Source organism: Streptomyces sp. NPDC002564, assembly GCF_042889645.1.
Classification (GTDB): domain Bacteria; phylum Actinomycetota; class Actinomycetes; order Streptomycetales; family Streptomycetaceae; genus Streptomyces.
Genome location: NZ_JBIARE010000006.1, coordinates 581,297 through 594,936, shown reverse-complemented (window position 1 = coordinate 594,936; position 13,640 = coordinate 581,297). Strand labels below are relative to the sequence as shown.

Below are 13,640 nucleotides of genomic sequence, written 5' to 3'. Positions count from 1 at the left end.
CGACGGGCTCGGCGCGGGCTGCGGATTCGGCGGGCATCGCAGGAAACTACCGCCCCCCCCCCCCCCCCCCCCCCCCCCCCCCGCCCCCCCCCCCCCCCCCCCCCCCCCGCCCCCCCCCCCCCGCCCCCCCCCCCCCACCCCCCCCCCCCCCCCCCCCCCCCCCCCGGGGGGCCCCCCCCCCGGGGGGGGGCCCCCCCCCCACGCCGTTGCCGTACAGGGCGGGGCGCACTCACCCGAGGCCGCGGGAGTCCTGCTTCAGCGCCGTGTCCACCGTCAGGGCCGTCGCGACGACGAGGCTCAGGAGGGGCTCGGGCAGCTGGTAGTGGATCTGCAGGACGTAGTTGTCCGCGGTGGTGAACATGGTCTTGGCGAGGCCTTCCCAGGTCTTCGTGATCCGGGCGACCTCATTGTCCGCGTGGTCGACGATCGAGAAGTTCCAGGCGCGCCAGTTCTCCGCCTTGATCGCGCCGACCTGCTGGCCGTTCACCATCATCCCGAAGTTGATCTTGCCGATCATGTTCTGCTGGACGATCTCGCCGACCTGCTGGCCGTCCGGACGCTCGACGATCACCCGGGACTTCATGACCTTCCGCGGCCGGGTCAGCAGCATCTGCGGCTGGCCGTACGCGTCCCGGATCTCCAGCTTGTGCGTCATGAACTGGTCGACGCTGGAGACGAAGCGGGCGACCTTCTTGAGCGTGCTCTGGCCGACCTGCACCACCGTGCCGAGCGTGTTGCCCGCCTGGTCCATGACGCTGTACTCGTTGGTCAGCTCGATGAGCTTGGCCTTCTGGTTCACGACCAGGACCGGCTCGGTGAACAGCGTGCCGCCGCCCTGCGCGGACGGTGCGACGCCGGCCTGCTGCTGCACCTGGCGCTGCACCTTGGCCGGGTCGCCCACCGGGGCCTGCGGGTGGGCCTGCTGCGGCTGCCCGAACTGGCCCGGCTGCGCCTGCGGCTGACCGAACTGCCCCTGCGGCGTGCCGAAATGGCCCTGCTGCGGGGCGGCCTGGGCCTGCGCGGGCTGCTGCTGCGCGGGCTGCGCCTGCTGCGGGACCTGCTGGGCCGGGGCCTGGGCGGCCTGACCCTGCGGGGCCGGGCTGGTGTGCTCCGTCCACTGGGAGCCGTCCCACCAGCGGAGCAGCTGGGCCGCGCCGTGGGGGTCCGGGTACCAACCTGCAGGAGTGTTCGAATGCGTGGTCACGCCGGAGACCCTACCCCGCGGATACCGGCCGTCCGCCAGTCCTTTGCGGGGGTGTGACCTCCGACTCACCCCACCCCGCACACCGGCTCTACCACGTCACCTCGACCCGCAGCGACTCCTCTTCGGCGGCCTCCGCCACCTCGACCGAGGCGATCCGCCCCGCCGCCCGCACGTCGCCCTGCGCCGCCGCGAAACGGTCGAGGACGGCACGGGGCGCCGTGACGCGGGCGGCCGCGACCTCCGCCCGCATCGAGAGCCGCGCCCGTGACTTGGCCCCGCGGACCGCGGCGATGGCCTCCGACGCCGTGGCGAGGACCGCGGGGTCGCCCGCCCGCGCCCACAGCTCGGCCGCGTCCGGCCAGGCCGCCCGGTGCACCGAGCCCTCGCGCGACCACGACCACACCTCCTCCGTGACGAACGGCAGGACCGGCGCGAACAAACGCAGCAGCACGTCGAGCGCGGTGCGCAGCGCGGCCCGTGCCGAGCCGGTGGCGCCCGGCCCGCCGTGGTCGCCGTAGGCGCGGGCCTTGACCAGTTCGACGTAGTCGTCGCAGAAGCGCCAGAAGAACTGTTCGGTGCGCTCCAGGGCGCGGGCGTAGTCGAAGGCGTCGAAGGCGGCGGTGGCCTCCTCGACGGCCGACGCCAGGTCGGCGAGCAGCGCCCGGTCCAGCGGTTCGGTGACCGGCGCTCCGCCGTCGCCGAGGCGGAGCACGAACGTGCCGACGTTCAGGAGCTTGGTGGCGAGCCTGCGGCCGATCTTCATCTGGCCGACGTCGAACGCCGTGTCCGTGCCCGGGCGGCCGCTCGCCGCCCAGTAGCGGACGGCGTCCGAGCCGTACCGGTCGAGCAGGTCGCCGGGCGTGACGGCGTTCCCCTTGGTCTTCGCCATCTTCTTGCGGTCGGGGTCCAGGATCCAGCCGGAGATCGCCGCGTGCCGCCAGGGCAGCGCGCCGTGCTCGCCGTGGGCGCGGACGACGGTGGCGAACAGCCAGGTGCGGATGATCTCGTGGGCCTGCGGACGCAGGTCCATCGGGAAGACCCGCGCGAACAGGTCCGGGTCCGTCAGCCACTTGCCCGCGATCTGCGGGGTGAGGGAGGACGTCGCCCAGGTGTCCATGACGTCCGGGTCGCCGGCGAATCCGTGCGGCGCGCCCCGCTGGTCGGCCGTGTAGCCGGGCGGGGTCTGCGCGCTCGGGTCGACGGGCAGGTCGGCCCGGTCCGGGACGATGGGGTGGTCGTGGTCGGGCCGGCCCGTGCCGTCCAGCGGGTACCAGACGGGGACCGGGACGCCGAAGAACCGCTGACGGCTGATCAGCCAGTCGCCGTTGAGGCCGCCGACCCAGTTCTCGTAGCGGGTCCGCATGTGCGGCGGGTGCCAGGCCAGTTCCGCGCCGCGGGCGAGCAGCCGGTCGCGCAGCCCGGCGTCCCTGCCGCCGTTGCGGATGTACCACTGGCGGGTGGTGACGATCTCCAGGGGCTTGTCGCCCTTCTCGAAGAACTTCACCGCGTGGGTGACGGCGCGCGGCTCGCCGCGCAGGCCGCCGCTCTCGCGCAGCATCCCGACGATGCGTTCGCGCGCGGTGTGGGCGGTGGCTCCGGACAGCCGCGCGTACGCGGCGACGGCGTCCGGTGCCTCGATCCCTGTCGGCGGCTCGGTGCGGAAGCGGCCGTCCCAGTCGATCACCGGTCGGGTGGCGAGCCGCAGTTCGCGCCACCAGGTGACGTCGGTGGTGTCGCCGAACGTGCAGACCATCGCGATACCGGTGCCCTTGTCGGGCGCGGCGAGGCGGTGCGCGACGACGGGGACCTCGACGTCGAAGAGCGGGGTGCGGACCGTGCCGCCGATCAGGTGCCGGTGGCGCTCGTCGTCCGGGTGGGCGACGACGGCGACGCAGGCGGGGAGCAGTTCGGGCCGGGTCGTCTCGATCAGGACGTCGCCGCCGTCGGCGGCGCGGAACGCGAGCCGGTGGTGGGCGGCGGGCCGCTCCCGGTCCTCCAGCTCCGCCTGGGCGACCGCCGTGCGGAACGTGACGTCCCACAGGGTGGGCGCCTCGGCGACGTAGGCCTCGCCGCGCGCGAGGTTGTTCAGGAACGCGAGCTGCGAGGTGGCGCGCGCCTCGGAGCCGATGGTCCGGTAGGTGCGGGACCAGTCGACGGAGAGGCCGAGGCGCCGCCACAGGTCCTCGAAGGCCCGCTCGTCCTCGGCGGTGAGCCGTTCGCACAGCTCGATGAAGTTCCGCCGCGAGACGGGCAGTTGCCGCTTGCCGGGCCGCTCGGGCGGGACGAAGTCGGGGTCGTGGGGCAGGGCGGGGTCGCAGCGGACGCCGAAGTTGTGCTGGACGCGCCGCTCGGTCGGCAGGCCGTTGTCGTCCCACCCCATGGGATAGAAGACTTCCTTGCCGCGCATGCGCTGGTAGCGGGCGACGGCGTCGGTGTGCGTGTACGAGAAGACGTGCCCGACATGCAGCGAGCCGCTGACGGTGGGCGGCGGGGTGTCGACGGAGAAGATCTCCTCGCGTGTCCGCGACCGGTCGAAGGTGTGTACGCCCGACGCGTCCCAGCGCTGCGACCACTTCGCCTCGAGCCCGTCGAGGGCAGGCTTGTCGGGGATCCCGGAGGGGCCGGGGGACGCGTTCGTCATGCCCCCGGATGCTATCCGGGGGCCGCCGGTCGCGGCCTCTCCTTTTCCCGCCCCCGCCGGGCCCGGCGGGGGCGGGGGCCCGGGAAAGGCCCCCGGCCCCCGGTGACCCCTCAGGCGGTGATGATCGCCGGGTCGCTGACGCCGGCCGCGCCCGTCTCCACGTGGCCCGCGAGGCGGCGCAGGAAGCCGGTGTCGCCGTCCGACTTCACCGTCAGGTCGTACCAGCGCTTGGTCGACCGCAGGTCGACGGTGTGCTGCACGGAGGCGCCCGCCTTGACCTTGAAGGTCTGGCCGCCACCGCCGTAGGCGTTGGTGACCGTGAGGTTGACGTCGGTGCTGCCCGCGTTCTTCAGGGTCAGCTTGAGGTTGCCGGTCTTGGCGTCGTGCCGGGCGACGACCTCGGGACCCGCCTTCTTGCCGGGCCCCCGGAAGGTGCGCAGGAAGCCGTTGGGGCCGAACACCGAGAGGTCGTACGCGTCCTTGGAGTACGCCGAGTTCCAGGTGTCGGAGACGGTCTTGCCGGCCTCCGCGGTGTACGTCCAGGGGCCGTCGGTGCGGTTGCCGGACCGGACGTGGAAGCAGACGCCCGCCTTGGCGCCGCCGCCGAAGGTGAGCGTGAACTTCCCGGCCGCGGCGTCCGCGGCGCCGTCGACCACCGGGGTGTACGGCAGCGGACGGGCGGGACGGGAGCCGCGCTCCTGCTTGGGCAGCGCCGGGTTCGCGGGCGCCTTGGGCACGTAGTCGGGGTGGCGCTTGTTGTCCGGCGGCTCGTAGGCGTCGGTGTCGGGCAGCCGCGCCGGGTCGGTGTCCTTGCCGCCGAAGTCGAAGGCGGAGGTGAGGTCGCCGCAGATCGCGCGGCGCCACGGCGAGATGTTCGGCTCGCGGACGCCGAAGCGCGTCTCCATGAACCGGATGATCGACGTGTGGTCGAAGACCTCGGAGTTCACGAAGCCGCCGGTGCTCCACGGCGAGACGACGATCATCGGGACGCGCTGGCCCAGACCGTAGTGCCCGGCCGCGTAGGAGGCGTTGCCGGGGAAGTGGTCGAGCTTGGTGTCGACCGTGGACTTGCCCTGGCCGGCGTCCTTGGGGACGTACGGCGGCACGACGTGGTCGAAGTAGCCGTCGTTCTCGTCGTACGTGATGAACAGCGCCGTCTTGGCCCACACCTCGGGGTTGGAGGTGAGCGCGTCCAGGACCTGCGCGATGTACCAGGCGCCGTAGTTCACCGGCCAGTTGGGGTGTTCGCAGAACGCCTCGGGGGCGGCGATGTAGGACACCTGCGGGAGCTTGTCCGCCTTGACGTCGGCCTTCAGGATGTCGAAGTAGCCGTCGCCCGCCTTGGCGTTGGTGCCGGTGCGGGCCTTGTCGAAGAGCGGGTCGCCCGGCTTGGCGTTGCGGTACTTGTTGAAGTAGAGCAGCGAGTTGTCACCGTAGTTGCCGCGGTAGGCGTCGTCGATCCAGCCCCAGTGCCCGGCCGCGTCCAGGCCGTCGCCGATGTCCTGGTAGACCTTCCAGGAGACGCCCGCCTGCTCCAGGCGCTCGGCGTACGTCGTCCAGTCGTAGCCCGCCTCCTGGTTGCCGAGGACGGGGCCGCCGCCCTTGCCGTCGTTGCCGACGTGGCCGGAGAGCATGTAGTAGCGGTTGGGGTCGGTGGCCCCCATGAACGAACAGTGGTAGTCGTCGCAGACCGTGAACGCGTCGGCGAGCGCGTAGTGGAACGGGATGTCGTCGCGCTCCAGGTACGCCATGGTCCGCTCGGACTTCGCGGGGATCCACTGGTCGTACGCGCCGTTGTTGAACGCCTTGTGGCCGCCGGCCCAGTCGTGGTCGAGGCCGGCGATGAACTGCATGCCGAGGTTCTCGGCGTCCGGGTGGAAGGGCAGCACCTCCTTGGCGCCGCTCTTCTGGTGCCACACCGGCTTGCCGCTGGGCAGGGTCACGGGGCGCGGGTCGCCGAATCCGCGTACGCCCTTCAGCGTCCCGAAGTAGTGGTCGAAGGAGCGGTTCTCCTGCATCAGCACGACGACGTGCTCGACGTCCTTGATGGTGCCGGACGCGCGCCGCGCGGGCAGGGACGCGGCGCGGGCGATGCTCTGGTTGAGCATGGCGAACGTCGCGGTGCCGCCGGCCAGCTGCATGAAGCGGCGCCGATTGAGTTCAGGCATGTGTATTCCGACCTCGTGTTTTGTGGGGGACGCGAGCGGGTGAAGTGTGCCAAGGGGAGCAAGCCATACGGAAGGGTCTGTGACGGCCGTGTGAAGAGAAGTCCAACCTCTGGTGGGCAGGACACAAGTCCCGGTCATTTGGGACTTAGGTCCCACATTTGACATAGCGGAACAGGCGTGTCTGACTTGGCCGTGCACCGTTGTGCGGTGCGTTCTTCTCCGTCCCGCGACCGCAAGGAGGTGTTCGGGATGAGTCCCGGAGGAAGTCCTTGCGTCAGCGGTGACCTTTTCCCAGGCCGCTTTCCGCGCGCCTGATCAGGCCGCTTTCCGCCGCCGTTCCGCTTTCTGCGCCGCGCTCGTGACGCGGCACCGAGCCCTGCCCTTTTGACGGCATTGCGCCGTTTCCGGCACCGGGTTTCTTTCACACCACATTCACACCGTCATGTCCTCGTGCACGGGCCTGCTTCGCCATGCCCGGGCACGGAGGGAGGTTTGCCATGAACAAGCTGATTCCCCAGGTGCGCCTGGCCCCGCCAGGCGAGAACCCCGAGACCCACCGCACGGGCGACAAGAGCCCCAGGACCCCGCGCCGCGAGCGCAAGGCCGCCGAGCTGGACGCCCGCACCCGCGAAGTCGGCGCCCTGCTCGCCGAGTTCAGCTCCCGGCCCGCCCGCGACGTCCTGCGCGCCCTCGGCGCGACCACCCGCGGCCTGCGCCAGGACCAGGTCCTGGAGCGCATGGAGCGGTTCGGCGCCAACACCGTCGCCCACGAGCGCGCGCCGCACTGGAGCACGCAGCTCGCCCTGTCCTTCTGGAACCCGTTCATCGGCGTGCTCGTCGTGCTCGCCGCCGTCATGTACTGGCAGGACCCGGCCGACCCCGGCGTCTACATCCTCACCTCGATGGTGCTGATCAGCGCCCTGCTGCGGTTCTGGCAGGAGTTCCGCTCCACCCGCTCGGCCGAGGCGCTCAAGGCGCTGGTCACCACCTCCTGCGCGGTCCAGCGGCGCTGGAGCGAGACCGCGGGCACCGAGGAGATCCCGATGGAGCAGGTCGTCCCCGGCGACCTGGTGAAGCTGGCGGCCGGCGACCTCGTCCCCGCCGACCTGCGGCTGCTCACCGCCAAGGACCTGATGGTCGGTCAGGCCGCGCTGTCCGGCGAGTCGCTGCCGGTCGCCAAGGCCGACACCCGCGCCCACGACCTGGGCCAGCAGGACACCACGGACCCGGTCGAGGCCGACAACCTCTGCCTGATGGGGACGACGGTGACCTCCGGCACGGCGACCGGCGTGGTCGTCGCGACCGGCGCCGGGACGTACTTCGGCTCGATGGCGAGCGCGCTGACCGGCGACCGCCCGCAGACCGCCTTCGACCTCGGCGTGCGCCGGGTGAGCTTCCTGCTGATCCGCTTCATGCTGGTGATGGTCCCGGTCGTCTTCGCGATCAACGGCTTCACCAAGGGCGACTGGGACCAGGCGCTGCTGTTCTCGCTGTCCGTGGCGGTCGGGCTCACCCCCGAGATGCTGCCGATGGTGGTCTCGGCGAACCTGGCCCGCGGCGCCGTCGCCATGTCCCGGCACCAGGTCGTCGTCAAGCGGCTCAACGCAATCCAGAACCTCGGCGCGATGGACGTGCTGTGCACCGACAAGACGGGCACGCTGACCGAGGACCGCGTCGTCCTCGACCGCTACCTGGGCACGCGGGGCGAGGAGGACCGGGAGGTGCTGGAGTACGCGTACCTGAACTCCCACTTCCAGACGGGCCTGCGCAACCTCATGGACCAGGCGGTCGTCGACCGCGTGGACGAGGCCGAAGAGGTTGTCGTCGACCACCTGTTCACGATGGTCGACGAGATCCCCTTCGACTTCGCCCGCCGCAGGATGTCCGTCGTGCTGCGCCGCAACGAACTCGCCGGTCCCGCCGCCGAGCACACGCTCATCACCAAGGGCGCGGTCGAGGAGGTCCTCGACCGGTGCGGCCACCTGATGGACCGCGGCGAGCGCGTGGAGCTCACCGCCACGCTGCGCGCGCACGCCGTCCAGCTCGCCGAGCGGCACAACCGGGAGGGCCTGCGCGTCCTCGCGGTCGCCACCCGCGCCTTCCCCGTGGACCCCGACACCGCGGAGCGCACGACCTACTCCGTGGCGGACGAGACGGAGCTGACCCTGATCGGCTTCCTCGCCTTCCTCGACCCGCCGAAGAAGGACGCGGCCGAGGCCCTGCGCGCGCTCGCCGACAACGGCGTCGCCGTGAAGGTCGTCACCGGCGACAACGAACTGGTCGCCGCCCGCGTCTGCGCCGATGTCGGCCTGGACGTCAGGGAGCTGGTCACCGGCGCCGAGATCGACGGGATCGACGACGTCGAGCTGATCGGACTGGCCCGTACGACCACGGTGTTCGCCAAGGTCAACCCCGTGCAGAAGGCGCGGATCGTGCGCGCCCTGAAGGCCGACGGGCACACGGTCGGCTTCCTCGGGGACGGCATCAACGACGCGGCGGCGCTGCGCGAGGCGGACGTGGGCGTGTCCGTCGACACGGCCGTGGACATCGCCAAGGAGTCCGCGGACATCATCCTGCTGAAGAAGGACCTGATGGTCCTGGAACAGGGCGTCCTGATGGGGCGTCAGACCTTCGGCAACACCATCAAGTACATCAAGATGACCGCGTCGTCGAACTTCGGCAACGTCTTCTCCGTCCTGGTGGCCTCGGCCTTCATCCCCTTCCAGCCGATGCTCGCCATCCACCTGCTGGTGCAGAACCTCTGCTACGACGTCAGCCAGCTGGCGATCCCCTGGGACCGGATGGACAAGGAGTACCTGCGCAAGCCGCGCACCTGGGACGCGAAGGGCATCGGCCGGTTCATGATCCGGATCGGCCCGATCAGCTCGCTCTTCGACATCTCGACGTTCCTGGTCATGTGGTACGTCTTCCGGGCCAACACCCCCGAGCAGCAGACGCTGTTCCAGACGGGCTGGTTCGTCGAGGGGCTGCTGTCCCAGACCCTCATCGTCCACATGATCCGCACGCGGAAGATCCCGTTCCTCCAGTCCCGCGCCTCGCTGCCGGTCCTGGTGACGACGGGTGCGGTGATGGTCCTCGGCCTGTGGCTGCCGTTCTCCCCGCTGGCCGCCGCGCTGTCGATGCAGCCGCTGCCGATGAGCTACTTCCCGTGGCTGGTCGGGACGCTGGTCGCGTACTGCGTGCTCACGCAGGTCGTGAAGGGCTGGTACATCCGGCGCTACCACGCCTGGCTGTGACGGACCCCTTGCAAAGGTAGGTGCCGTGGGCAACCATGCGCGGACGGCCCGCGGCACCCGCCCCTGCCCCCTCCGCCGCCGAGGAGAGTCATGACCGAGCGCGTCCACGGCACCTGCGCCCCCGGATTCGAGGGGGTGCGCGAGGAGTTCGAGCGGAGCTTCGCCGAACGGGACGAACTCGGCGCGGCCGTCGCGGCCACCGTCGGCGGCGAGCTCGTCGTCGACCTGTGGGGCGGTGACGCGGACCGCTCGGGCACCCGCCCCTGGGAGCGGGACACGCTGGTCAACGTCTACTCCACCACCAAGGGCATGACCGCGCTCTGCGCCCATCTGCTCGTGGACCGCGGCGCGCTGGACCTGGACGCGCCCGTCGCGCACTACTGGCCCGAGTTCGCGCAGGCGGGAAAGGACGACATCCCGGTGCGCTGGCTGCTGAGCCACCGGGCCGGGCTGATCGCGCCGGACGAGCCGCTGGAGCGGGGCGCGGCCTACGACTGGGAGAAGGTCACCGCCGCGCTGGCGGCCTCGCGGCCGTGGTGGCGGCCCGGCACCGCACAGGGCTACCACGCGGTGACGTTCGGCTTCCTGGTCGGTGAGGTGGTGCGCCGGGTCAGCGGGGTCTCCCTCGGCACGTTCCTGCGCACCGAGGTGACCGGGCCGCTGGGCGCCGACGTCCATGTCGGCACACCGCCGAGCGAGCACGGGCGGTGCGCGGACATGGCGCCGCCGGTCCGCCGCGCCGGTTCGCCGCCGTCGCGCGGCGCGTTCGGCGACGCCCCGGAGCCGCCGGTCGCCGGGCTGACGGACCATCCGATGGCGCCGGCCACCCTGGCCCTGCAGTACGTGCCGCTCGGCGACGTGAACGGCGCGGCCTACCGCGGCGCGGAGATACCCGCCGCCAACGGCCATGCCACCGCGCGCGGCCTCGCCGCCGTCTACGCGGAGCTGGCGTGCGGCAGGCTGCTGTCCGCCGGGGCACTGGAGCGGCTGCGCACCCCGCAGGGCGAGGGCGACGAGCCGGACCTGGTGCTGCGCACGGCGACCCCGCTCGCCGACACCTGGCCGTGGGGCCTCGGTTACATGCTCAACCAGTACGGGCAGGCGGGCCCCAACCCCCGGGCGTTCGGGCACGGCGGCATGGGCGGGTCGTACGCCTTCGCCGACCCGGAGAACGGCGTCTCGTACGCGTACACGATGAACCGCATGGGTGCCGGGACCTCCGGCGAGGACCTGCGCAGCATCCACCTGGTCGGGGCGCTGTACCGGGGGCTGGGGCTCCAGGGCTGAGCGCGGTGTGCCGAGGTGGCGTCCGCCGTCGGGCTGTGACGGCGGGTGGGCGCGGCGGGGTCATCCGCGGGGGTGCCGGCCGGGTCCCTTCGTGTGGTCGGCGAGCTTGCTGGGCGAGAGGTCCGTGGCGTCCTCGCCCGGCTCGAGGAGGGTGTTGGCGGGCCCGATGATCAGCGGATCGGCCTTCCCCACCGCCTCGGTGTCCTTCGCCTCGTAGTCGACCTGCAGGAGGAGGTGGCGCATCGCCTCAAGACGGCCGCGCCGCTTGTCGTTGGTCTTCACCACCGTCCACGGCGCGTGCGGGGTGTCGGTGGCGCGGAACATCTCCACCTTCGCGTAGGTGTAGGCGTCCCACAGGTCCAGGGAGGCGACGTCGGTCGAGGACAGCTTCCACTGGCGGACCGGGTCGACCTGCCGGATCGCGAAGCGGGTGCGCTGTTCGGCCCGGGAGACGGAGAACCAGAACTTGATGAGGATGATGCCGTCATCGGTGATCATCTTCTCGAACAGCGGGGCCTGCCGCAGGAAGTGCAGGTGCTCCTGGGGCGTGCAGAACCCCATCACCGGCTCGACGCCCGCGCGGTTGTACCAGGACCGGTCGAAGAAGACGATCTCGCCCGCCGACGGCAACTGGGCCACGTACCGCTGGAAATACCACTGGCCCGCCTCGTGTTCGTTCGGTTTGTCCAGGGCCACCGTGCGCGCGCCGCGCGGGTTCAGGCGCTCGGTGAACCGCTTGATCGTGCCGCCCTTCCCGGCCGCGTCGCGCCCCTCGCACACGACCACCACGCGCAGGCCGTGCTCCCGCACCGTCTTCTGCAGCTTCAGCAGCTCGATCTGAAGGATGCGCTTGTGCCGCTCGTAGGCCTTCCTGCGCAGTCTCGTCGCGTACGGGTAGTTCTCCCGCCAGGTCCGCAGGGGCCGCCCCTCCTCGTCGAGGAGCACCGGACGCTCCGGCCGGGCGTCGTCCACCGAAAGACCCGCGAGCAGGTCGTCGTCGCCCTCATGTGCCTCGGTCGCCGCCACCGCGTCCGCCTCTCCTCGAAGTCCTCGAAGACTTTTCTCCGCCTTCGCCAAAAGCTTGCCCGCACGAGGGACGTTCTGCCCGCAGCGCGGCCGGAGACCTGGTGGAGGCTCCTGTTGCGGCTTCGTGAACGCTGCGGCGGGCCGGGAATAGCCGGCCGATCTTGCTGGTCGTCCTCTACGGATGTCGCAGGCCTCGCAGGCCGTCGCACGCCGTCGCACGACATCGACAGACAGACAGCCGGACGGACGGACGGCCGATCGAAGTGAGGGAGTTCCGATGCCCAAGGCGTACGCATTCACCGAGCACGGTGGTCCGGAGGTGGAGGCCTTCCTCGACCTCGCGACACCGGAGCCCGGACCCGGCCAGCTGCTCGTCGCGGTGCGCGCGGCCGGGGTCAATCCGGTCGACTGGAAGCTGCGGGCGGGCAAGCGCCGCCCCGGCCAGGGGCCGCTGACGGGCCCGGAGGTCCTCGGCAGCGAGGTCGCGGGCGTGGTGGAGCGGGTCGGGCCCGGCGTCACGGGGTTCGCACCCGGCGACCGGGTCTTCGGCAACCCGGTCACCGGCGGGTTCGCGCAGTACACGCTGGTCCCCGCCGACATCGCCGCGCACCAGCCGGACACCCTCTCCTTCCCGGAGGCGGCGGTGCTGCCGGTCGCCGCGGCCACCGCGTACGACGGGCTGCGCCAGCTCGACCTGCCCGCGGGCGCGACCCTGCTGATCACCGGGGCCGGCGGCGGCGTCGGGGTGGCGGCCACGCAGATAGCCCGGCACTTCGGGCTGCGCGTGGTGGGCACGGCGAGCGCCGGCAAGAAGGAGTTCGTCGAGTCCCTCGGCGCGGTGCACGTGCCGCGCGGGCCGCGGCTCGCCGAACGGATCCGCGAGGCGGTGCCCGGTGGCCGCGTCGACGCGGTCTTCGACCTGGTGGGCGGCGCGGACCTGGCGGAGGTCGCGCAGCTCCTGACCGACCGCAAGAAGCTGATCACGGCGGCGGCCAAGGAGACGGTGGCCGAGCTGGGCGGCGCCCCGGTGGAGCGGGCCCGCACCGCGGCCGTCCTCGACGAGATCGCGCTCCTGGCCGTGGCGGGCGTGCTGCGCCCGCACGTGACGGCGACGTACCCCCTGGAGCGCGCGGACGAGGCGCTGCGGGCCGTCGAGAGCGGGCACACCCGCGGCAAGGTCGTGATCGAGGTGACCGCGTGACGGCGACCACCGGGCCGGCGGCCTCGGCCACCGACACGCTGCCGCGCACATCGGCGGGGGCCGGCCCCGCCGCGCCGCCGCACCCCCTCGACCATCCCGCCCTCGCCTCGCTCACCGGCCCGCACGCGCACTTCGCCGAGCGGCGCGGCCGGGTGCTGCGCTATCCGCTCGACGTGTCGCCGTGGCTGGCCCTGCCCGCCGAGATGACGGCCGCCGACTGGGCGGACCTGGCGGAGCTCGCCGGACCGGGCGCGGAGGTCCCGCTGCCCGGGGTGACGGTGGGCCTGCCCGACGGGTGGCAGGAGACGTTCACCATGCCCGGCGTGCAGCTCGTCGACGACGGGGTGGCGGCCGCACCGGACCCCGAGGCCGTGCGGCTCGGTGCCGACGACGTGCCGGAGATGCTGGACCTGGTGGCGCGGACGCGGCCCGGCCCGTTCCTGCCGCGCACCGTGGAACTCGGCACGTATCTGGGCATCCGCCGGGGCGGCGCCCTGGTCGCGATGGCCGGTGAACGGCTGCACCCGCCGGGCCACACGGAGATCAGCGCGGTCTGCACCGACCCCGCCCACCGGGGCCACGGGCTCGCGACCCGGCTCATCCTGGCCGTCGCGCACGGCATCAGGGAGCGCGGCGAGACCCCGTTCCTGCACACGTCGGCGCGGAACACCTCCGCGATCCGCCTCTACGAGTCGCTGGGCTTCCGGCTGCGGCGCACCACCGAGTTCCGGGCGGCGCGGGTGCCGGGCGGGGAAGGGGCCGTCCCCGGTGCCGGTGCCGGGGACGGTGCCGGGGACGGTGCCGGGGACGGTGCCGGGGACGGTGCCGGGGACGGGGGGAAATGACAGGACGGTCC

8 protein-coding genes are annotated in these 13,640 nt (G+C 72.3%); 4 read left to right on the top strand and 4 right to left on the bottom strand.

What is annotated here, in order from left to right:
• Window positions 1-229 precede the first annotated feature (229 nt).
• The 3 genes from ACFYXE_RS24275 to ACFYXE_RS24265 all read right to left on the bottom strand — a co-directional run bounded on the left by ACFYXE_RS24275 (window position 230) and on the right by ACFYXE_RS24265 (window position 6,013).
• On the bottom strand, window positions 230-1,204 hold the full coding sequence (locus ACFYXE_RS24275; RefSeq protein ID WP_389315514.1) for a phospholipid scramblase-related protein: 975 nt from the start codon (window positions 1,202-1,204) through the stop codon (window positions 230-232).
• An 88-nt stretch (window positions 1,205-1,292) separates the two neighbouring features.
• Entirely contained in the window at window positions 1,293-3,845 is a 2,553-nt protein-coding gene (valS, locus tag ACFYXE_RS24270) for a valine--tRNA ligase (protein ID WP_389315512.1), read from the bottom strand.
• A gap of 110 nt (window positions 3,846-3,955) precedes the next feature.
• Window positions 3,956-6,013 (bottom strand): phosphocholine-specific phospholipase C, encoded by a 2,058-nt coding sequence (locus ACFYXE_RS24265; RefSeq protein WP_389315510.1) that lies wholly within the window; start codon window positions 6,011-6,013, stop codon window positions 3,956-3,958.
• 497 nt (window positions 6,014-6,510) lie between these two features.
• Between ACFYXE_RS24265 and mgtA the strand changes: the two genes are divergently transcribed.
• The gene (mgtA, locus tag ACFYXE_RS24260; RefSeq protein WP_389315508.1) at window positions 6,511-9,270 is read left to right on the top strand and encodes a magnesium-translocating P-type ATPase; all 2,760 of its coding nucleotides are present in this window, start codon (window positions 6,511-6,513) and stop codon (window positions 9,268-9,270) included.
• A 90-nt stretch (window positions 9,271-9,360) separates the two neighbouring features.
• The gene (locus tag ACFYXE_RS24255) at window positions 9,361-10,557 is read left to right on the top strand and encodes a serine hydrolase domain-containing protein (RefSeq protein ID WP_389315506.1); all 1,197 of its coding nucleotides are present in this window, start codon (window positions 9,361-9,363) and stop codon (window positions 10,555-10,557) included.
• A gap of 60 nt (window positions 10,558-10,617) precedes the next feature.
• Here the strand turns inward: ACFYXE_RS24255 and ppk2 are convergent, their stop codons facing one another.
• Window positions 10,618-11,583 carry a polyphosphate kinase 2 gene (ppk2, locus tag ACFYXE_RS24250; RefSeq protein ID WP_389315504.1) on the bottom strand — a complete coding sequence of 322 codons (966 nt, stop codon included), beginning with the start codon at window positions 11,581-11,583 and terminating at the stop codon, window positions 10,618-10,620.
• A 277-nt stretch (window positions 11,584-11,860) separates the two neighbouring features.
• Here ppk2 and ACFYXE_RS24245 point away from each other — a divergent pair, with 277 nt between their 5' ends.
• Together ACFYXE_RS24245 and ACFYXE_RS24240 are read left to right on the top strand one after the other, a co-directional pair.
• The gene (locus ACFYXE_RS24245; RefSeq protein ID WP_389315502.1) at window positions 11,861-12,784 is read left to right on the top strand and encodes an NADP-dependent oxidoreductase; all 924 of its coding nucleotides are present in this window, start codon (window positions 11,861-11,863) and stop codon (window positions 12,782-12,784) included.
• A gap of 38 nt (window positions 12,785-12,822) precedes the next feature.
• The gene (locus ACFYXE_RS24240; protein WP_389315574.1) at window positions 12,823-13,629 is read left to right on the top strand and encodes a GNAT family N-acetyltransferase; all 807 of its coding nucleotides are present in this window, start codon (window positions 12,823-12,825) and stop codon (window positions 13,627-13,629) included.
• Window positions 13,630-13,640 lie beyond the last annotated feature (11 nt).